This window comes from bacterium, assembly GCA_019695335.1.
GTDB lineage: Bacteria > CLD3 > CLD3 > SB21 > SB21 > JABWBZ01.
In genome coordinates this window covers 63,796-85,916 of sequence record JAIBAF010000003.1, presented here as the reverse complement: position 1 = coordinate 85,916, position 22,121 = coordinate 63,796, and the positions used below count along the sequence as shown (strand labels likewise).

Sequence of the window (22,121 nt, the reverse complement as noted above, 5' to 3'; positions counted from 1 at the left end):
AAAACACCTTAAAGTTAGAAAGTAAATTGTACCGTCGGCATCATCACGAATTGCTCATTGATCCAACCGTTCCTGACGCGAAATCCTATTTCCACTTTTGATTCTTTGTTTTTGCGTTTGACTGTCCAGACTGCATCGATCATACTTAGAAAACGATTAGCCAGAAAAAGACTGGTCATAGTTGTGGCGTTCTGCAAGTTGGAATTACTTCTGTTTCGCAGTCCACGGTAGTACAGCATATTGGAAGTTAGGTTAGTATAATCATATCCTGACAAACCTTCAGCGGTAATAGCATTGGGATCGGCATCCGACCATCCCTGACCAAATTGAACAGGATATTTGTAAATCATTTCATAATATTGCTGGGTTTTTGAATGAGGTATCGAATGGGCTCCATTGGTCAATTCATGCCATTCATTTTCAGCTGCTACTAATTTATCGAAATCAATACCATCAAATTGGCCGTTGACATAATTGCCATTCCAACGTCCTAATTCTCCGGCATCATAGTTGGATAAAGTTCGCTCCAGAAAATCAAGATAATCGTTGATATCCCAATTTTCATCAGCATAACGCTTATATTTCTTCTCAAGAGAATTTCCCTTATCCTTATAGTGAAAATAAAGCAGCCAGCCTGTAATTTCGATTGCAGCAAATGCAGCGCCTTTAATTAGACTTTCACGTCCATTTTCGGCATAAATTTCTCCTGCACCCGGAAATAACAGCGAGAGTCCAAGAGCTGCCTTTACTGATTTTGGCTGAGTTGATACTACGCTCGATGAGGTTTGTAAGTTGTAAACGTTATACCACAATTGAGTTGAAAATGATTCTCCGGCTACAAAAAATGTCGTTGGAGAATCTGATTTTTCATCGCCCCCATAAACGTTAAAACTAATGTACAAAAACCAACCTATCGAAAATAAAATTTTCATTAATTTTGATTTTCTTCATTCGATTTGGAAATAGAAGTGGCTTTTTCGTCTTCAACAATTGTCAAGTTGATGCCACTGACCGTTTCTTTATTGGATAATAAATCTTTTACTTTAATTTCTAGTCTAGCGACACCTTTAGGCAATTCACTGATGTCAAATCCAATATATTCTTTTTCGGAAGTCGATTTACCTTCTTTCACTGTAACGGACGTTGTGGAAGCATCTTTGCTTGAAGAAAAAATACCAGCGATTGAACTTAAAAAGCTTTGATCGGTATCGAGCATTTTGATTGAATAAGAAACCTGGTATGAACTTTTGCCTTCGTTGTTCACCGTGAGATTGTAAACCTCATAATAAACGGTTAGAGGTTTATTTTTTAGGATTCCTGCGGCAGGATTAGGAACTACTTTTAAGGTACTTTGTGGTTTTACAAATTTATCTTTTACCAGAGTATTGTCAACATACTGGGCTAACTCAATATCGCTTACCGTCAGAGTATCGGCGCTATAATCTCGAACTGACACTACGAACTGATAAATCCCAACACGATCTTTTTCATTATTCCGTACCTCAACGGCCATGACATATTTGCCAGGCGAGAGTTCATGTTCGATCTGATCTAAATAAAAATGAGTTTTTAATTCCGTTGCATTTGAATTAACGGTCACTTCGCGTTCGGTCGATGTAATCTCATTGTATTTAGTGTCATATATCTTGAGGTTTAGTTTTAAATTTGATGAGTATTTTTCGAACTGATTTTTATCGGGTATAAAACTGAGTTTTTCGAAAGGAACGATAAAATAAAATTCGAGACGTGAGTTCTTTGTTGATCCTTTAAAGGATGCAAAATTGACATTCATCGGCAAATGTGGCGCGCCAAAATCAAAAACAAAATGTTGATTCTGCTGAGCAAATACCTGATTACCGATATAATCCTGTTGATAAGTATTATTTCCAAGAAATTGAACCCCCATTTGCGATTGTTCAAGCCTTTCAAAAGCTGAGTTTAAATTCCCGCCACCACCATAAGAAAAGTTATTTAGTTGTTCCTCAGCTCGTCCTCTTTGTACATCGGCCTGTGTCCTTATTTTTTGGTACATTTCCTGATAATAGGAATGCAACATTGAACGTTCTTCAAAGATACTGATGATTTCTTCCATACTAGCCGATTTTTCAGCTGCGTCCAATAAAGATCTTAACTCATAATTACCGTTAAACTCAACGAAATCAAAGTGCAATCCAGCCTTGATATTATCGTACAACCAAGACTCATTCTCTCTAACATCTTGTTTTGGTTTACCAAAATAAACACGATCTGGTTTACCTAATCTTACATAAACCAATCCTCGATCATCATACCATGGTTTCAAAGGACGTCCATAACTTTGACGGGCATAAGTCAAGCGTTTATAATGCTCGATCAATCTCTGATTGACGGGATCGATTGGATTGGGGTCCCTCTTCTTCCAAAAGGTTTTTAGAAATTGGAGTTTCTCATTGTCTGAATTTAAACTATCCCATTGAGCCAACTCAAATTTCGTTGCTATATCTTGCACATCAATGAATAATTTATTAATTAATTTAATATTTTTAATCTCATTCAGCCCTGCATTGAAAGCCTCACTGGCTTCTTCTGGACGATTCATTTCAATAAAAACTAACGATAATTCAATCAGAGGCCATGTATCTTGTAGATTAATGATTGCGCCCTGCTTAAAGGCATCCACAGCCAATTCATATTTTTTTTCCTCTTTATAAAGATACCCTAATTGAAGCCAGACATTGGGAAAATCAAAAGCCACATAACGATCATCCTTGGAAATCACTCGTTTAAATAAATTTTCAGATTCATCTAAATCACCTTTAAATCGCAGAAGAATACCTTTTAAAAACAAGCCTTCAATATCTTCAGAGTTCTTTTCTAAAACAATTTTAAGGTTTTTATCTGCATTTTTTAACTTATCTCCAAACAACTTTGCAAGAAATTTTAAAGCACCAGTAAGTTCTTCATAACTTTTTAATTCTAAAACTGCAGCGTTTTTCAATGAAATCAATGATGAATCTTGAGTATCAAGCTGCTTTTGGCTCATTAATGAATGGCTATTAGTGACAATGAGCACCATTATGAAAAAACAAACCACTCCCCCCTTTACTTGCGTGTTCATTATAGACTCCTCTTTATTTTTTTGAATATATATCCAGTATTGTTCAAATGCAATCATAAATTATTTACATGATGCAATCTATCCTTTGTTATTCATTTACGATAAACAAAAGCATGGAAATAAATGTTTTGGAGGATAGAATGAACTTGATTTTTTACGCTCCATTGAATATATTACTCAACATTTTGTCTTTATTGTTTTTTATGAATTTATAAGTTAACCTGTAAATGGTCGAAACTATTCGTTGGATTGACAATTGCATTCGTATTTTAGATCAATCTTCTTTACCGATTGAAGAAAAATATATTGACTTAACAACAATTGATCAGCTAATTGAAGCTATTCAGAAACTTCGTGTGCGCGGTGCTCCGGCGCTTGGGATTGCGGGTGCCTTTGGACTATATCTCGTCTCCAATAGTTTAAAAAATGCAAGTTATCCACATTTTAAATCTCAATTGATATACACTTCTAAACGTCTCATTGACTCTAGGCCAACTGCCGTTAACTTGAAGTGGGGCGTGGAACGGATAATGAATATTGTAAAGGATTCATCAGAATCTGTAACCAAATGCATTGAATTGATATCGAGTGAAGCTATGAATATTTTAGAAAATGATATATCCATGTGTATAGCTGTAGGAAACCATGGCGAACAGCTTATCCGTGATTCAGCTTCCGTTCTCACGCATTGTAATACTGGCGGTTTGGCAACAGGTGGATTTGGCACCGCACTAGGTGTTTTGGTTACGGCTCATAACAAAGGCAAAAATATTCATGTTTATGTTGATGAGACTAGACCGCTTTTGCAAGGTGCGCGTCTAACAGCGTGGGAGTTAAAAAAAGAGGGCATCCCTCATACGTTAGTCTGTGACAACATGGCTGGTTATCTAATGCAGCAAAAAAAAGTTGATTGTGTCATTGTTGGAGCAGATCGTATCGCGATGAATGGCGATACGGCCAATAAAATCGGTACTTATACATTGGCTGTTTTATGTGAAAAACATAAAATTCCTTTTTATATTGCAGCTCCATCATCGACCATTGACACAAAAATAACAAGCGGAAAGACAATCGTAATCGAAGAAAGACCTGCGGAAGAAATTACGAATGGCTTTGGACGGAGCGTTGCTCCATTGGAAACTACGGTTTACAATCCAGCTTTTGATGTGACTCCCGCAGAGCTTATTTCTGCGATTATTACTGAAAAACAAATTTATAAAGGCCCTCGTTACAATTTCTCAGACGTTCGCAATAACTAACATCATTATATCATTTGGAGGCTCTATATGCGTTTATTTCCTGCGAAAATAGGATGGTTGATCATATTATTGATGATAGGATTTCAAGTTTCTTATGCTCAAAAACTCACCCATTCCGCTGTGATCAATGGCGTAAAACAAAGACTTATTAACTCGGAAGCTAAACCATCCGAAAAAGACGCCCAACTTCAACAAGCAATTGATCTTTTACTCAATAACAATGTTATTCGTGATACAAAAGAAAAAGATAAAGAGGAAACGTATTTCTATTTAGGCAATGTATATTATCGCCAAAACGAATTTTCTAAAGCATTTGAAGCATTTCAAAACGCTTTAAGTTTTGGCAAGAAATATTGGGATAAAGAAGAAAAATTATCCGGTGGAACGCCTCTTTTTTCCATTAAAGCTGCCCTTAATGACATGAAACTGAAAACTTTTAATAAAGCCAATCGTGCGTTCAATGAAGCTCAAAAGATGGCTGCGGTGAATCCGGACAGCATGAAATTATTGATCAACGATGCCATTTCAAAATTTGAAACTATTTTGTCATGGGATCCGAAAGTTTTCATTAATGAACAAAGCTATGCGGCCGGTGTCTACGGAACGATTGTCAATTGTTATTTTCAATTGCTGAACAATGAAAAAGACGAAGCACAAAAAGACGAATTGCGCAATAAAGCGTTAGCCAATCTGGAAAAGCTAACTGAGATTGATAAAAATAATCTGTCGATTTATTACAATATCTATATGTTATACGATCAGGCAAAAAATCAGGAAAAATCATTAGAGTGGATTGACAAAGCTTTGCAGGTTCAAGTAACTGACAGTGCCTCTATTGTGCTTAAAACACAACTAATTGCCCAAAAGGCATTTATTCTTGACGTTATGAATAAGCCCGATGAAGCTTTGAAAGTTTATCAGGAAGCCATTAAATCCGATCCAAATAATGCCGATCTCCATTTTAACTTGGCCCGTTTATACATTCTCAGAAAAGAAATGGATAAAGCCCTGGATGAGTTTAAGACCATCAAACGACTGAAACCGGATGATGTTGAATCAAATTACCAGGTTGCGGATGAAACCTACACTGTATACTCGCGTGAGCGCAGTTCTACTATTGAGAAAATGGGTGGTGATAAAGCCGATATGAAAAAAGTGACTGACGCACTCAAACCACAAATCGAAAATGTAATTAAAAATTTAGAAGAAGCTCTCCGTGTTCTTGAACTAAACTTACCTACTGCAGTTGACCAATTGGAATATAATTACCGAATTGGAAAATGCTATACCTATATTGCACAGCTTCAGGGTGATTTAGGATATAATTTGGAAAACAAAGAAAAGGTCAAGTTGCAAAAGCCTTTCTTTGAAAAATCGTTGCCGTTTTTGAAAAAAACTGTTGAGTTGAAAAATGATCATAAAAATGCATGGAATTTATTGTTAGTCGCTTATACCAATTTGCAAATGAAGGCGGAAGCGCAAAAAGCGATGGAGAATTTCAGCAAACTGAAATAATGAATTTATGATTGACCGTTATACACGACCGATTTTTAAGAAGATATGGTCTGACGAAAATAAATTTCAGAAATGGTTGGAAGTTGAATTGGCTGTGTGCGAGGCTCAGACGGAATTAGGTGCAATACCACAAAAAGCTCTGCAAACGATCAAAAGTAATGCCGCTTTTGATGTGGACCGTGTTCTGCAAATCGAAGGCGAAGTCAAGCACGATGTAATCGCTTTTTTGACGAATGTGGCCGAACACGTCGGTGACGACTCACGGTACATTCATTTAGGCATGACTTCCAATGATGTGCTGGATACTTCCCTTTCGTTATTAATGCGTGAAGCCGGACAACAGTTAATAGATAGCTTTGAAAAACTGCGCAATGTAATTGCCCGACGCGCTCAAGAATTTAAGTTAACGCCCTGCATCGGACGTACACACGGCGTTCACGCCGAACCGGTTACATTTGGTTTGAAACTGGCATTATGGTACGATGAAATCAATCGAAACCTCGATCGCCTTCAGAGATCTGTAGCCAATATATCCGTAGCAAAAATATCCGGTGCTGTTGGTACATTTGAACATTTAGATCCTAAAGTCGAAGAAATTACAGCACGTATTTTAAAATTACGCCCTATTAATTCCACACAAGTTGTGCCCAGAGATCTACATGCGGAATTTATGATGACCCTGGCATTATTAGCGGCGTCGCTTGAAAAATTTGCCACGGAAATCCGGAATTTACAACGAACGGAAATTCTGGAAGCTGAAGAATATTTTTCAAAAGGGCAAAAGGGCTCGTCGGCAATGCCGCATAAGAGGAATCCAATTCGCAGTGAACGCGTCGCCGGGCTTGCCAGAATTATTCGAGCGAACGCTTTGGCCGCTATTGAGAATGTAGCATTATGGCACGAACGAGATATTACGCATTCTTCCGTTGAACGGGTAATCATTGCCGACAGTACTACTCTACTCGATTATATGCTGGGTCAATTTATTGATATTATGGATTCACTGATCGTTTATCCTGAAAATATGTTGAAGAACATCCATCGAACCCGAGGACTTATCTTTAGTCAACCGGTACTCCTTGCACTGACCCGTAAAGGTATGCTCCGTGAAGATGCCTACAAGACCGTTCAATCCTGTGCCATGCGTGTATGGGAGAATGAAAACGATGACTTCAGAACATTGATCGTCAATCATGAAAAAGTTAAAAACGTTTTATCCCTCGCAGAAATCGATCGCTGTTTTGATCTTCAGCAGAGTATAGTTCACGTTGATTATTTATTTAAACGCGTAGGTCTTAACTAATTTTCCAACTGAAACCGGATTGGCAGGAGGCAACCTTGGAAGTCAATATTAAAAAACTCGAAAAAGAGTCATTATTCCTTGATGGTAAAACTAAAAAGCTTTACCAAACGAATAATCCAGATTATCTGTTCATGGAATATAAGAATGACTTGGTTGTACCGGATGGAAAAAAAATCATTAAAGTGCGCGGAAAATCGCAAATCAATAATGAAGTATCCTCGCATGTTTTTCAGTTTTTGGACAGCTATCATATTCCTAATCACTACGTAGGCCGACTTGATGAAAAAAGCTGCGTGGTAAAAAGAGTCGATATCATTCCTATCAACGTGGTTATCCGCAATATTGCAGCCGGAAGTTTTGCGAAAAATTATAAACTCGATGAAGGCCAGGTCTTACCCGCACCTGTCATAGAATTTTATTTTAAGAATGACAAACTTGGCAACCCGATGATCAATGAATATCACTTGTACGCCTTTGGCTATTCCAATCAAGATGAAGTCCGGACAATTCAGCGGCTTGCAGCCAAAGTCAATGCCGTTTTGAGAAACTTCTTTGAAAGAAGGAATTTTAAACTAGTTGATTTCAAATTAGAATTTGGACGTTCACGAAATAATATTTATCTTGCGGATGAGATCAGTCTGGACACCGTTCGTTTATGGGAAGTCACTTCTGATAGAAAAATTGAAAAAGAAATCGCACATGGTAAAGAAACTGAAGTTGGTAAGCTCTATGCGGAAATTAAACAAAAATTAATACATCCAAAGAATAAAGAAGAAAAAAATCGCACTTAATATTTTTTTCATCAATGTGAGGAGAAAATTTTGAGAGTTTCTAAAGAAGGGTATGCGACCATTGCCATCGTAAGTTCAGTTGTGATAGTAACTTTTATTTTACTATTCTTCCTTCAAAAACCTACACTGACTTACAGTGTGATGATACCTCTTTTGGCCATTGAAGCATTGATAATATATTTTTTCAGAGATCCGGATAGAACAATTCCTGAAGACGAAAACGTAATTGTTTCCCCTGCTGACGGCCGTGTCGTATTGATTCAACCCGTTCGGGAAAATAAGTTTTTAAAAGATGAAGCCATCCAAATCAGTATTTTTTTATCGGTTTTTAACGTACATGTCAATCGAATTCCAGTCTCCGGTACCGTAAAATATTTTGAATACATGAAGGGCCAATTTCTGGCAGCTTTTAAGGAAACCGCGTCTCGTCTTAATGAACAAACGATCATTGGAATACAATCCCCACAGTGTAAAATCCTATTCAAACAAATTGCGGGCTTGCTGGCACGACGTATCGTATGTATTCCACGTGAAAATGAACGCGTCGTTAAAGGAGACCGTTTTGGAATTATCAAATTTGGATCACGTGTCGACGTTATAGTGCCGAAAAATGTTGAAATAAAGTTAAAAGTTGGCGATCGGGTTATCGGTGGTACATCGGTTATTGGAATTATCCATACCAACGCATCCAACGGCGATGGCGGTTTTAATACAAATTCTCTTGCGAAATCTGTCAAAGAAAAAGCCGAGGTTTGACGCTTGAAACGTTCCCCCAAACGGCATTTGCCATCTCTCGTCACTTCTCTCAATTTGCTTGCAGGATTTTTATCGGTTATTCATTCCATTCATGAAGACTACGTAATGGCAGCATGGCTGATTGTTATAGCCTCCGTGATGGATGTTTTGGATGGAAAAGTCGCCCGGTTAGTCAAATCAAGTTCAGAATTCGGAGTCGAACTCGATTCGCTGGCAGATGTTTCGTCGTTTGGTTTTGCACCGGCTATTTTGATTTACAAAGCGTATTTTGAGCCTTGGGGCGCTGCAGGTATTCTCATTAGCTTTCTCCCGCTTGTATTTGGCGGAATTCGATTGGCGCGCTTCAACTCACAGCTGGCCGATATTCATGAAAAAGACAGTTTTTTTAAAGGGCTCCCGATTCCATCGTCAGCCATATCCTTGGCCGCTTTTGTCATGTTTGAATTTTCATTGTTTGGAGGAATTAATCACAAAGAAGTGCTGGTGGGGATTACCGTATTAGTTTCTGCGCTGATGGTCAGTAAAATTCGCTATGATGCAATGCCTAATTTTTCATTCAGAAAACATCAAGATACCATTAAACTTTTGATCATGATCGTAGCAACGCCATTTTTGATTCTTTTTCCTGCTAAATTAATTTTTCCCGCAATGATGGTATTTATATTGACCGGATTGTTGAGGGCTTTGATCGATTTGTTTAAACACCACGACGACGGCGAAGATATCACTGATATTCCGGCTATCGAGTGATTGTCAGGCTTTCACCACTTTTAGAAACTTTCGCTTCCCTACCTTAATGACTACGGCTCCATCCAAACGAACAATTAATTTTTCATCTTTGACTTTTTCATTGTTGATACTAACGGCGCCTTGTTGAATTTGGCGTCGCGCTTCATTACCTGAGTCGACCAATTTAGATTCAGTGAGCAGTTTAACCAACGAAAAGTCGTCAGATTGTACCTTGAAAAGCGGTATTTCATCGGGGATACTTTTATTCTTAAATATCAGGTCAAATTCTGCCTCGGCATCTTCAGCCGCTTTTTGTGAATAATAAATTGTGATAATTTCGCGCGCCAATCGCCGTTTTAACAATGAAGGATTAGTTTTAACATCCGACAATTCAGTTTTAATTGTATCCAGCTCGTTGAGTGAAACAGTAGTGGCTAATTCAAAATATTTATAGATCATAGTATCCGGGATGGACATCACTTTCCCAAACATTTCTTTAGCAGGATCGGTAAATCCGATATAATTATTCAAAGACTTGCTCATCTTCTGAACGCCATCCGTACCTTCTAAAACAGGCATAGTTAATATCACCTGAGGCTCTTGATTAAATTCCCTCTGAATATCTCTTCCAACCAACAAATTAAATCGTTGATCAGTACCGCCTAATTCAACATCTGCTTCCAAAGCAACGGAATCCATCGCCTGGGCCATTGGATAAAGAAATTCGTGCAAACTGATCGGTTCATTATTATGATATCTTTTTTCGAAATCATCGCGTTCAAGAATTCTTGCAACAGTATATTTGCTTGTCAGTTTAACCACATCGGCAAATGACATTTTCCCAAGCCAATCGGAGTTATATACGATTTGCGTCTTCTCTTTATGCAAAATCTTGGAAGCTTGCTCGAAATATGATTTACCGTTTTCCCGGGTTTCTTCAATGGTAAGGGGTGGACGTGTTTTATTTTTGCCGCTTGGATCTCCAATCATGCCCGTAAAATCTCCAATTACCAAAATAGCCGTATGTCCGAGTTCCTGAAATTGAGCCAATTTTCGCAATACAACCGCGTGGCCAATATGTAAATCAGGCTTAGAAGGATCACATCCTAATTTAATTTTGAGAGGTTTATTTTGACTGTATGACCTTTCAAGCTTCTTAACGAGATCCTCTTCCGGTATGATATCCACAGCTCCACGCTTGATGATAGCAAGCTGTTCAGTAACAGGTTTGAACATGAAGTCTCCGATCGTTAATTTTGCATTGGAAATAAAATTGTAACGGTCGTACCGATATTTTCTCTACTTTCGACCTTGATTTCTGCATTATGTTTATCCAGCAGCATTTTGACAACCGACATTCCCAATCCAATGCCTTTGGGCTTAGTCGTATAAAGCGGTTCAAATATTTTTTTAATCTGCTCGGCATTCATTCCGCACCCGGTATCTTTAATGGACAATTGTACTTTATCAGCATTGACAGATGTCCGAATATATAGCTTTCCCCCATTTTCGTCCATTGCTTGAATTGCATTAAGAAGAACGTTCACTAAGATTTGTTGGATTTGACCCTCATCCAAAAATAAATCAGGTATGTCACTACCGGTATTTTTTTCAATAGTGATGTATGACGGGATTTTTAAGCGTTGCAAAGTTTGATCAATAACTTTATCCAAATTCGTTTTGTTTAGAATAGCTTGACGTTCACGGGAAAAATCCAATAAATCGTTAATGATTTTTGTCGAAATCATTACTTCGTTATCAATAATTCGCAATAATTCCCTTACTTCATCCGATGCTTCATTAATTTCCGATTGAAGAACGGCCGCCGATGACTTGATCCGTGATAGAGGATTTTTTAACTCGTGCCCAATGCTGGCTGTGAGTTGCCCTATAGTCATGAATTTTTCAGTGCGTAATAACTTTTCTTGAGCAGTTTTGAGTTCGATAATTTTACTTTCCAGCATTTTATTTTTTTGAAGCAGTTCGTCCGTCAACGATTTATTTTCAGTCTGAAGATAATATAATTCAAAAGCCTGACGAACAGTTAAACGTAATTCCTCGGTATCCCAAGGTTTTATTATGTACCTGTACACATTGCCGCTATTGATCGCATCGATAGCGACGGTAATATCCGTATAAGCGGTTAATATGATATTTACAGTACGAGGGTTGATTGTTTGAGCCTCTTTTAAGAACTGCATCCCGCTCATTTTAGGCATACGTTCATCTGTAATAATCACCTGGACAGAATGTTCTCTAAGTTGACTGAGCCCCTCTATTCCACCGCGTGAAGTGTAAACAGTATAATCATCTTCGAAAGTTTTTTTTAAGACATCGATGACTTTTTCTTCGTCGTCGACTATTAAAATAGAACGCGATAGTATCATGGGCGGTCCGTTGGATTAATCGATAAACAATTCTCAACCATTTTTAGCACTTCGGTAAGATTAAATGGTTTTGCAAGGATTTGATCAAAATAAGACGAATTTTCTTTCAAATCATTTCCCCATCCTGTAATAATAGCAATTGGAAGATTAGGTTTAAGAGCTTTAATCTGTTTGGCAAGTTCAACGCCGTTAATTTTGGGCATTTCAAAATCAGAAATCACCAACGAAATCTTTTCCTGCTGTATCAATTCAAGAGCTTTAAAACCATCCGCCGATGCAATAACATGATATCCTCTGGATTCCAGAATATCGGCAAGCAATTCACGTAATGCATCATCATCGTCGACAATTAAAATTTGATTATCACCAGCAACTGTTTGTTCCGTCATAGCTACTTGTTCCGGATGAGGTACTATGTCAAAGGCGACGTCCAAATCAAGGATGTCTCCTTTTTTATTCGATTTTATTTTGGCGCTTATTAAACGTAATTTTATAATTTCTGTCAGAATGAGCGGATCATCAATGTCAGAAGCTATTGAATGACAATCTTGCTGGAGTAAATAATCCGGAGCGCTTGTTCCTGTAGTCATACAAAAATGTGACTGATTATTTTGAACGAATACACTAAGTCTGATTGATCCGCTTTTCTTTAATTGGTTTAATATAGTTGTCAACGACTGAAGCAATACGTCATAATTGACCGGTAAAAGAAATGAAAAAAAATTCTCGGATTTAATATCCACATTCAAATTATCGCTGAGTTCCTTGATCAATTTCTTACAGTCAGCCATTCCATTTTTTTCGTGAAACTCTGACCCTGCAGTCAAAGAACTTAATGAAATACTCATCGAATCAGAAATAACCAGTAAGGATTGAAGAATAGATTTGGAAATGTGTGAAGAATTATGATTCAGTACGTTTAACATCTCGTGGAAATGGTGCAACATTGATTTACACGCATCCAAGTTGTTACCGGTTTGAGTGAACCGCTCCTTGCTTTCTTTTGTTTCTTTTTCAATAGCTTGCAGCTTATCATTGAGGGCTTGATAATCGTCTTTAAATTTATGAATGAGTAAAGCCAGAGATAACAAATCGGTATAAGCCTGAATCAAATAAAGTTCTGAATCGCTAAAATTAGGTTTGGTTCTGCCAACATTGAGAGATCCGATTATTGAATCATGCGATGTGACAGGAAAACATACAAAAGTAGAATGATCGTTTCGTGAAAAAACCGACCACGGAAACGCGTTATCTTCAAGTTTTTTTTGAAAAGTTTCTGCTTTCAAAAGGACTGTTTTATAAAAATTATTGTTCTGTTCTATGATTACACGATCATAGTTCTCAATAATTCCGGATGGACCAGAGCAGGCGCACCAAGTTCTGTGAAAAGATGAATGAGAACTTGATGTTATCACGCTCAGTTCTTCGGCTGGTATATTTTCAAATAACGAAGTAGCAAATAGTTTTAAAAAAGAGTTCTGACTTTCAAGGGAAATTAATGCACGGAAAAGCGGAACAAAAATTTGGCTGGATAACGGCATAGCAGAGCTGTTCTATGTTATTACTTCCATCGGTTGGATTGTGGGTTAAAATTCCTGAACATCCTAGAGCTGATCGGTTTCACAGTACGTTCATTGTATTTAGCAGAATCTTTTCGGTTATATGGCATTTCAATATTGCCGGATACTTCAAAATAGATTAATTGGCCAATGGGCATTCCGGCATATATTTTTACCGGCTGGCGGACCGAAATTTCAAGCGTCCAAGTATTGCAATAGCCAACATCGCCCTTTCCAGCTGTAGCATGAATATCAATTCCCAATCTTCCAATACTGGATTTTCCTTCCAAAAAAGGAACATGAGCGTGAGTTTCGGTGTATTCTTCGGTCACGCCCAGATAAAGTTTGGTAGGCAATAACAAAAAACCGTCTTCCGGAATTTCAAAATGCCGAATGGCATTATCTTTTTTGCAATCCAGAACATCGTCTTCATATACAGCGAGATGCTTTCCGAGATGAACATCATAACTGTTAGAGCCAAGGCATTCACGTCGAAACGGTTCGATAAGGATCCTTTTTTTCTCCATTTCCGAAAGTATTTGAGCATCAGTTAAGATCATAAAATTCCATAGGTAAGATTTTTATTGGTATTCTTAGTCTAGAATTTGTAAAATGTTCGAATTAAAAAAATATAGGCAAACACACCTCCAATATCAATATTAAAACGTCACCTGTCGTACCAATTCGTTCAGCAAAAGTACAATCAAATTCAAATTTTATTATGAGCAAACAGTACACGTCGGAGATCCTTAAAAAAAGAAAAACACTCCAAAAAAAAATTTTAACGTGGTTTAAATCTAATAAGCGTGATTTGCCTTGGCGTAAAACAAGAGATCCGTATGCCATTTGGATTTCTGAGCTAATGTTGCAGCAAACTCAGGTCGATCAGGTCATCCCCTATTATCAACGCTTTTTAAAGCGTTTTCCTGATGTGTATTCATTGGCTAATGCTGAACTTGATGACGTCATGAAAATCTGGGAAGGTATGGGATATTACCGACGCGCCAAATATCTTCATAATGCAGCCAAGATTATCGTTGCAAAATATTACGGGAACATTCCGGATGATTATGAACTTTTAAGCAAATTGCCTGGTTTTGGCACTTATACTACGGGTTCTGTATTGAGCATTGCCTATAACAAATCTTATCCGGCCGTTGACGGGAATGTCATCAGAGTGGCTTCTCGCCTGTTGAAAATAACCAGATTATTGGATTCAACGATCGTCAAAAAAGTTATTACACCTTTTATTCAGGAATTGATCCCTGAAGGAAAAGCATCGGATTTCAATCAGTCGTTGATGGAATTGGGTGCATTAGTTTGTAAACCGGCTAAACCGCTTTGTTCGAAATGTTGTTGGAAACTTGAATGTCGCGCTTTTAGAGAGATGGACGATCCTTCAATTTTACCAAAAAAGAAAAAGAAAATCAGAGGAGAAATCAAACACATTGCGGTCGCTGTTATTATAAAAAACGGTAAGATTCTGATCGCAAAACGCCCCGATAATGTTATTTTAGGCAATTTATGGGAGTTTCCAGGAGGGAAAAAAAAGGAAGATGAATCTATCGAGCAAGCGTGTATTCGTGAAGTTGAAGAAGAAACAGGTATAACCGTCCGAATAACTAAGCCGATTGTGTCGTTTAAACACCATTATTCCCATTATTCGATCATGCTGCACTTTTTTTATGCACGACATACTTTTGGAAAATTAAAAAACCGGAAGGAAACAAAACTCAGGTGGGTATCGATCAGCGAGCTTACACGCTTTGCATTCCCTAAAGCCAATCAGCAGATAATTGCCCGCATATTTGAAGACTACGGCGTTTGAGAATTCTCCAATTCTTCATCGTCGGGCGTCTCATTTGATTTTTCGATTTGAGATTTGAGCGAATCGTCCCTAGCCGCTGATACTGAATCGGCAAAAACTTTGGCTAATGAGTCTGCCATTACTTTTGCCAGTGAATCGGCAGAAGGATTGTGTTTTTTGACAAGATCTTTGTTTCGATATACGGACGGATATTTTTCTGTAATCTGTTTTCCATCTTTATATTCGATGTGACGGAACCATGTGTAACGGTAATGTTCTTGTTTTTCTCCAACTAAACCGTCATAAACAGGTCCTTCAAAGCTGGCCTTACGTCCGTCTTTTTTACCAAAAATTTTAAAATAAAGTTTAGTACGTTTTATATCGACATAGTTCTGTATTAAAATCAAGTTTTCCGTATCATTTTTGAATATAAGATCTGGTGAGGGATCAAAAATTGTGGCATCTAGACCAACCGGTCGATAATACTTCACTTCGAACGAGTGATTAATGCGATTTACAATATCTAAGCCTGCAAAAAAGACAGTCCTGAAAAGTGTACTGGAAACCTGACAAATGCCGCCTCCATATTGGGGTTCTGTACTATCTCCATTGACGATGACTAATTCTTTTAAATAACCGGTAGTACTATCGACGATCCCCATTTGTTTTATAAACGAAAATCGTTCACCCGGATGCAGAACTAAGTTCTGAAAATTTTTCGCCGCATGACCAATATTAAATTTTCGATTTTGTGGCGAACCAAAAAAATCCGTTACGCCAGTTGCCAGTACGTCTGAAATATTAAATTCATTATCCGGATTAGATACTCCGCCAATCAAATGTGCAACTTCAAGCATCACAGCATAATTACCAACCGTATCGATCCTGTTGGCCATCAGAGAGTCGTTGATAGCATTAACTGATTTTCTTACATCAAGATAATAACCGTCTTTGGCAACCCCTTCAGCAACAGGTTTGCCGTTTACGTTTTTTATTGTAATGTCTTCTTTAGCGAGATACATGTATGGAGCGATGCGTTTATTCAAATGAGCGCGCAATTTGTCATTTTTTAAAACAGGATAGAGATTAGCATTGCCCATTTCTTTGATTTTTTTGAATTCAAACCAATCGCGAGACTCTCTGAGCGACAAAGACCATCGGTCATAATTGTATCCGTCGTACGAATACATCATGACTAAATGCCTGCGGCTCATAGAATTCACAAGTTTTCGGGCAGATTCGGCAATTTCAACATCAATATCAGCTGTCCGATCTTTAATTTCGATATTAAGATCCGCCGATTGGATAGCTGAAAGCATTTGTTCATACTGTTTGACTGCCGCTTCTTCATCAAACCCTAATCCATCCGTTCCAGGTACAACTACAAATTCTTTATTAACATAACTGACCGTAGCATCCGTTGGCTGGTTATATTTTAAAGCCGGAATGCTATTGGTAATCAGTCGAGTAAAACGATTTATATCAAACCAATGTTGGGGTTGAATGGTCTGTGAAGAAAAAAAAGATGAGAGTCGTTTACGTTGGTTTGGCCAGAAATGTTCATCATGTCCTTTTTTGTATGCCTTGATCAAGGCCGATTCAATGTCGTAAGTTGTCCCAAAACCGGCATTGCTGACAATAAAAACGCCTTTATTAGTACGGAGAGGTATATTGGCCTGCTTAAATTCATTTAAATAGTCTTCAAGCATGTTCCGGGCTTCAGAAATTGTTTTGCCACCAACATTAACAGGGCCAATATATGTGTTCCACACCATCCTTTCCGACAAGTAAAAGCCATTGAGTGTGAACGCTAAAATGAGCAAACCTAACATCAAAACGGTGTAGAATCCTATACGATATAAAAGGAGTTCATTGGCAGGAATGTCCGTAGGGTAAGTTATTTTGGGCGTGAGTCGTTCAGCGGCACTAAGATCATAGGAACTTGAAGGAGTAATAGCGATCGTTTGATCGTAGGTACTTTCTGTTTTCGAAACTTTCGAAACAGAATTTTCAGACATGATATACAACCTCCAAGATCAGGAATTTGAATATAGATTCAAGTTAAATAACCCAAGAAATTCAGCAAAAATTTCCTAATAAATTAGTTTTCTTCGACTTAAACTTCTTGTTTTGTCATTCAAAAAATAATATCTTGTGAACCGCAAATGATAACTAAATATTTACTCGTTTGCAATACCTAATCGCACAAATAAAGAACAAAAATGGTCACAAATTCAAATATTAACCGTGTATTGTCGATCATTGAAAAAGAAGCAACAAAATGGAAATTACCGGTGGTCAGCGTAATTGCCAATGACGAACAATCGCCATTTCGCGTTTTGATTTCCACAGTATTAAGTTTGCGAACTAAAGATCAAGTGACTGAACAAGCTAGCCTAAGGCTATTTAAAATTGCAGGAAATCCCATAAACATGCTGAAGTTGTCTGAAGAAGAAATTCAGAAACTCATCTATCCTGTTGCCTTTTATCGCAATAAATCCAAAGAAATTTTGAATATTTGCAGGAAGCTTCTTGACGAGTATCAAGGACGAGTTCCGGATACAATTGATGAATTATTAAAATTTAAAGGTGTGGGCCGGAAAACGGCCAATCTCGTGTTGATTCTGGGTTATAATAAGCCGGCCATGTGCGTTGATACACATGTCCATCGAATTTCTAACCGGTTCGGCTATATTAAGACCAAAATTCCTGATGATAGCGAAATGGCATTAAGGAAAAAATTACCGGTAAAATATTGGTTAAAATATAACGATCTACTCGTTGCTTTCGGACAAAATCATTGTAAACCCGTGTCCCCGCTATGCAGTAATTGCAAAGTAAAAAAATATTGTGCGCGCAAAGGTGTAACCATTTCACGTTAAAATGAAAAAAATCTTTTTATTTTTTTTCCTGATGATCAGCGGCCAATCTGTTTTTTCACAGCTTGATACGACTGAACGTGTCCTGAAAATCGAATCAATACGATTTCCGGCGGTAGGTCACTTGTCTGATCAATTGCTTGCCCAATTAACAGGCCTGAGCCTCAATTCCCCGCTTGATGTTGAAAAGTTGCAAATCGCGCAATCTCGCCTAAAAAGCAGTGGTTTTTTTAAAAACGTTCAAATTTTGCCACAACCCGGATCCGGAAAAGGACAAGTGGTTCTCACTATCGATGCTGAAAAGCAGAAATTTCCTTATGTGATTTTTGCGGCAGGTTTATATGATATGGATGGATGGACAGTAACGCCGATCGGTATTCGGCAAAATGTTTTTAGTCGTAGCGGTGAACAACTGAAATTTGATTTTCGAATCGGAGGCCATATCGGAAGTGTTGTTGGTGGGAACGTGAGCGGCTTATACATGGAATATGCCAACAATGGTTTTAACACCAGTCGACTTCCATATTCAGTCAAAGCTTTTATTGAAAAACGCGGATTAGTGTATTACTCTACTCCGCCTGACACAACTCGTAAAAAGTTGCAAAGTTATATTCACGGACTCCGGCGACTCGGTGGCTCTATTACTTTCGATTTTTCAAAAATCATCACACGGGGTTTATTTATAGAATTCAGAATGGCCTCCGTCAAAGCCGATTCGGGCGCCAATGCATTATTTGCAAGCAATCGGTTGGATTTGACATACGAACTGTTGCCCCGAGCCATTCAGCGCGTCATTCAAAAACATTTTTTCTCAAGTTTTGATGTGTATTGGTACCGAGATACCCGTGACAACCGCATTCAACCAACACGAGGAAAATGGACTAAAATTGGCGTAGATATTTCGTCTAAAGCATTTGGCAGTGATTATAGTTTTATCAAATACGAATTGGATTATCGCCGCTATTTTAGAACTTATCGCGCACAAACTTTTGCTATGAGATTTCGCGGTGCTTACATCATGCAAAAAACCGATTTCCTGACGCGCGTTCCTTTTTACGAAAATTATTATCTAGGAGGAACCAACTCTTTACGCGGATATTTAAACTACAGTCTTTCACCGGCCGAAGGCGCCAATAAATTTTATATCGTCAATAGCGAGTATCGGATTCCGCTAATTGGAAATAAATTCCCACAAAACTTTTTAACAGGAATTATTTTCATGGATGTCGGTAATAATTGGTCGAGCAATCAGGAAATTAAATTCAATAATCATGTGGCTGTTGGCACTGGATTCGGGTTTCGGGCGAAAATCCCTGTGATCAATGTCGTCGGTCTCGACATGGGATTTCCTTTGACACGCTCAAGCCGCAAAGAACTGGTTGACGATTTTACTTTACACTTTTTTCTTGGGTATACTTTTTGATGAAATCATATTCAAAAATTTATTTTTCGATTATTATCGCGCTTAACATAACGGCAACTTTTCTATACGGACAAGTCAACGCTATCAAACCGTTTCTTCGTAATGACCGGTTACAGTTTGACGTCAGCTTGGACAATTTTTTCAACGAAAAAGTTACTGGAACTATTTTGAGCGGGTTACCTATGGATATGTCTTTAAACTGGGTATTAACTGATGGAAACTCTGACATTCTCCGAGGCGATCGCGCATTGAAGATTCATTACGATGTTTGGGATGAAGTATTTTCATTACATAATGAGACATCTGAAAAAAAGTTTCCATCGTTTGATTCGTTACAGTCATACATGCGACAGGTGCAGAATATCGATATAACTAATTCTGCAACATTGAATTATGAACGAACTTATACGATTCGATTGCGAATTTTAATTAAACAAATCGGATCGGAACAGGAGCGTACATTCTGGGAATGGCTAAACGATACGGAAGAAAGTTCACTGGATGAAAATTCCGGTAAAGAGCTTCACTTTAGTTTGTCCGGTCTGCTTCAGTTCTTTTTCGGCTCAAGCAAATCTAAAAAGAGCGGCTGGTTTAATTCTCAAAGTTTTAAATTATCTGAATTACCTCGCCAATGATTTTTCAAAAACTCAAAAACCGGTTGATCGCCGCGTTTATTTTTCTTTCCCTTTTTCCGGCGATTCCCCTCTCGTTTTTGTTCCAAAGCATGATGGAAAAGGTTTTCAATCTTGGCTTTAGCCGAAGGATGGAACTGGCGTTAGAAGACGGAGTCAAACTCTCCAGAACTATACTGCAAAATGAAAAAAAAATTTGCCTGGAAAATACACGTCAGCTTATGCAAGCTTCCGACGTACGCCGGTTTCTTGTCACCGTTACGAACACTAAAATTGATAATCGAACTGAATCTCGACGGCTTTATGAATCATTAAAATCAAACGCTTTTAAATTTGATGGGATTGCTGTGCGAGATGCCGATCAGTTAATTTTTATATATTCCAATGACAATAGTATTACTCAAGTATTAAACGACCGAGCATTGTTTAAGGATGCACTTGAAAGTCAAATTATACTATCGGAATACCGTGAAGATGGGCAGATTATTTTGACCGGGCTGCCCTTTTTGACGGCAAATCAAAAGCCAGGGATTTTATTGAGTGTGGTCCAACTTAAATCCGATTTTACCAAACAATCAGAGAATATCTTGGCGGTTTTCCAGTTCTACAAAACGTTCGGACTTGAGCGTGATGCAATTACACGCAGCTTTTTATTCGCATTTTTAACAGTTTATTTACTGATTATAGCCGTTTCAATCGGCATTGCCGTGTTTTTTTCTTCGACGATGACACGGCCAATTCAAGAACTGGTTTATGGTACCGATCAAATTTCCAAAGGTAATTGGGATTACCAAATCGCTATAGAATCCCGTCAAGATGAAATAGGAAAATTGACGAATTCGTTTAATCGCATGGTTTTGGATATCAAACAACAACAGCAGCGGCTGCTTTTTCTCGAAAAAATGTCCACATGGCGGGAAATCGCGCAACGGCTGGCTCATGAAATCAAGAACCCTCTCACCCCTATTCAATTGACTATTCAACAGCTTAAAGATTCATATAAAGGCGACGATGAGCGCTATAGGAAAACTTTAAACGATTGTTATGAAATTGTCCAAGAAGAAATTGAAAGTTTAAGAAATCTTACCAAAGAATTCTCTGAATTTGCCAGAATGCCGGTTTTGGCGTTCAAATCGATAGATTTAACAAAGGTCGTTCGTGATGTTTCAGCTCTATATGCAAAAATTCCTATAGAACTATTGTTGGATGAAATTCCTTCAATTGAAGCCGATATCGAAGCGATTAAAAGGGTGTTGATCAATCTTTTGGAAAACGCTTCTTCGGTAGTAGCATCCAAAAATGATGGTAAGATAGTCATCCGGTTGTATTGTAAAGGCGAGTTCGTTCATATCTCCGTTGCCGATAATGGCACAGGGATTCCAAAAGACCTGCTTGGACGGATTTTTGAGCCGCATTTCTCAACTAAATCTACCGGAATGGGGCTGGGTCTTGCAATTGTAAAAACTATTATCGAAGAACATCGCGGACAAATCAATGTTGAAAGTGTCCAGAATCTGGGTACAACTTTCTTTATCCAGTTACCATTAAAACATATTATTATTTAAAATAAATGGAGTTAATTTATGAATTACTGGATATTAAAAACCGAGCCATCGACCTATTCTATTGATGACCTCATTCGTGACAAAAAAACTGTATGGGATGGCGTTAAAAATCCGTATGCGTTGCACAATATTCGGAGCATGCAAAAAGGAGATCAACTGATGATCTATCATACCGGAGACGAGAAATGTATTGTAGGTTTGGCAGAAGCCGTTTCTACGGCCTATCCGGATCCCAAACATGCTGATTTATCCGTAATTGAGATCCAAGCGATAAAGAAATTTGCTAAAACGGTGACATTAAAAGAGATCAAGGCCGATAGTCAATTTAAAGATCTGAAGCTTGTGAGGCAGCCACGGCTATCGGTAGGCCCAGTTCCGGAAGCTATTTGGAAGGTTTTACTGAAAAAATTGGAATAGCT

19 protein-coding genes are annotated in these 22,121 nt (G+C 38.0%); 12 read left to right on the top strand and 7 right to left on the bottom strand.

Going from position 1 to position 22,121, the window contains the following annotated elements; all coding sequences use genetic code 11:
• Positions 1 to 14: 14 nt before the first annotated feature.
• Together K1X84_01510 and K1X84_01505 are read right to left on the bottom strand one after the other, a co-directional pair.
• Positions 15 to 932: a hypothetical protein gene (locus tag K1X84_01510; protein MBX7150288.1), complete on the bottom strand. Its 918-nt coding sequence runs from the start codon at positions 930 to 932 to the stop codon at positions 15 to 17.
• Positions 932 to 3,097 (bottom strand): GWxTD domain-containing protein, encoded by a 2,166-nt coding sequence (locus tag K1X84_01505; GenBank protein MBX7150287.1) that lies wholly within the window; start codon positions 3,095 to 3,097, stop codon positions 932 to 934. The genes K1X84_01510 and K1X84_01505 overlap by 1 nt, the downstream gene beginning before the upstream one ends.
• A gap of 227 nt (positions 3,098 to 3,324) precedes the next feature.
• Here K1X84_01505 and mtnA point away from each other — a divergent pair, with 227 nt between their 5' ends.
• Genes mtnA through pssA form a run of 6 tightly spaced genes read left to right on the top strand, consistent with a single transcriptional unit; the run spans position 3,325 to position 9,471 of the window.
• Positions 3,325 to 4,356, top strand: coding sequence for an S-methyl-5-thioribose-1-phosphate isomerase (mtnA, locus tag K1X84_01500; protein MBX7150286.1), 1,032 nt, complete (start codon positions 3,325 to 3,327; stop codon positions 4,354 to 4,356).
• 27 nt (positions 4,357 to 4,383) lie between these two features.
• A complete protein-coding gene (locus K1X84_01495) occupies positions 4,384 to 5,871 on the top strand; it encodes a tetratricopeptide repeat protein (GenBank protein ID MBX7150285.1) in 1,488 nt (495 codons plus the stop codon).
• A gap of 7 nt (positions 5,872 to 5,878) precedes the next feature.
• Positions 5,879 to 7,174: an adenylosuccinate lyase gene (gene purB, locus K1X84_01490; protein ID MBX7150284.1), complete on the top strand. Its 1,296-nt coding sequence runs from the start codon at positions 5,879 to 5,881 to the stop codon at positions 7,172 to 7,174.
• A gap of 35 nt (positions 7,175 to 7,209) precedes the next feature.
• Complete coding sequence (locus tag K1X84_01485) at positions 7,210 to 7,965, top strand: phosphoribosylaminoimidazolesuccinocarboxamide synthase (GenBank protein ID MBX7150283.1); 756 nt, start codon at positions 7,210 to 7,212, stop codon at positions 7,963 to 7,965.
• 30 nt (positions 7,966 to 7,995) lie between these two features.
• The gene (locus K1X84_01480; protein MBX7150282.1) at positions 7,996 to 8,721 is read left to right on the top strand and encodes a phosphatidylserine decarboxylase family protein; all 726 of its coding nucleotides are present in this window, start codon (positions 7,996 to 7,998) and stop codon (positions 8,719 to 8,721) included.
• 3 nt (positions 8,722 to 8,724) lie between these two features.
• Positions 8,725 to 9,471: a CDP-diacylglycerol--serine O-phosphatidyltransferase gene (pssA, locus tag K1X84_01475; GenBank protein MBX7150281.1), complete on the top strand. Its 747-nt coding sequence runs from the start codon at positions 8,725 to 8,727 to the stop codon at positions 9,469 to 9,471.
• Between the two features lie 3 nt (positions 9,472 to 9,474).
• Here pssA and tyrS read toward each other — a convergent pair whose 3' ends face one another.
• The 4 genes from tyrS to dcd all read right to left on the bottom strand — a co-directional run bounded on the left by tyrS (position 9,475) and on the right by dcd (position 13,956).
• Positions 9,475 to 10,686 (bottom strand): tyrosine--tRNA ligase, encoded by a 1,212-nt coding sequence (gene tyrS / locus K1X84_01470; GenBank protein ID MBX7150280.1) that lies wholly within the window; start codon positions 10,684 to 10,686, stop codon positions 9,475 to 9,477.
• Between the two features lie 14 nt (positions 10,687 to 10,700).
• Entirely contained in the window at positions 10,701 to 11,837 is a 1,137-nt protein-coding gene (locus tag K1X84_01465) for a response regulator (GenBank protein ID MBX7150279.1), read from the bottom strand.
• A complete protein-coding gene (locus tag K1X84_01460) occupies positions 11,834 to 13,123 on the bottom strand; it encodes a response regulator (GenBank protein MBX7150278.1) in 1,290 nt (429 codons plus the stop codon). Before K1X84_01460 ends, K1X84_01465 begins: the two co-directional genes overlap by 4 nt.
• Positions 13,124 to 13,398: 275 nt before the next feature.
• On the bottom strand, positions 13,399 to 13,956 hold the full coding sequence (gene dcd / locus K1X84_01455; GenBank protein ID MBX7150277.1) for a dCTP deaminase: 558 nt from the start codon (positions 13,954 to 13,956) through the stop codon (positions 13,399 to 13,401).
• Positions 13,957 to 14,117: 161 nt separating this feature from the next.
• Between dcd and mutY the strand changes: the two genes are divergently transcribed.
• A complete protein-coding gene (gene mutY, locus K1X84_01450; GenBank protein ID MBX7150276.1) occupies positions 14,118 to 15,224 on the top strand; it encodes an A/G-specific adenine glycosylase in 1,107 nt (368 codons plus the stop codon).
• On the opposite strand, the gene K1X84_01445 is transcribed toward mutY, so the two are convergent.
• The gene (locus K1X84_01445) at positions 15,212 to 17,221 is read right to left on the bottom strand and encodes a VanW family protein (GenBank protein ID MBX7150275.1); all 2,010 of its coding nucleotides are present in this window, start codon (positions 17,219 to 17,221) and stop codon (positions 15,212 to 15,214) included. The genes mutY and K1X84_01445 overlap by 13 nt on opposite strands.
• A 204-nt stretch (positions 17,222 to 17,425) precedes the next feature.
• On the opposite strand from K1X84_01445, the gene K1X84_01440 reads away from it, so the two are divergent.
• From K1X84_01440 to K1X84_01420, 5 genes are read left to right on the top strand one after another with little or no spacing between them, the layout of a single operon-like run.
• The gene (locus K1X84_01440) at positions 17,426 to 18,085 is read left to right on the top strand and encodes an endonuclease III (GenBank protein ID MBX7150274.1); all 660 of its coding nucleotides are present in this window, start codon (positions 17,426 to 17,428) and stop codon (positions 18,083 to 18,085) included.
• A 1-nt stretch (position 18,086) separates the two neighbouring features.
• Positions 18,087 to 19,505, top strand: coding sequence for a BamA/TamA family outer membrane protein (locus K1X84_01435; protein ID MBX7150273.1), 1,419 nt, complete (start codon positions 18,087 to 18,089; stop codon positions 19,503 to 19,505).
• Positions 19,505 to 20,140 (top strand): DUF4390 domain-containing protein, encoded by a 636-nt coding sequence (locus tag K1X84_01430; protein ID MBX7150272.1) that lies wholly within the window; start codon positions 19,505 to 19,507, stop codon positions 20,138 to 20,140. Before K1X84_01435 ends, K1X84_01430 begins: the two co-directional genes overlap by 1 nt.
• A complete protein-coding gene (locus K1X84_01425; protein MBX7150271.1) occupies positions 20,137 to 21,702 on the top strand; it encodes a HAMP domain-containing protein in 1,566 nt (521 codons plus the stop codon). Before K1X84_01430 ends, K1X84_01425 begins: the two co-directional genes overlap by 4 nt.
• 18 nt (positions 21,703 to 21,720) lie before the next feature.
• Positions 21,721 to 22,119, top strand: a complete 399-nt coding sequence (locus K1X84_01420) for an EVE domain-containing protein (GenBank protein ID MBX7150270.1) — start codon at positions 21,721 to 21,723, stop codon at positions 22,117 to 22,119.
• Positions 22,120 to 22,121: the final 2 nt, after the last annotated feature.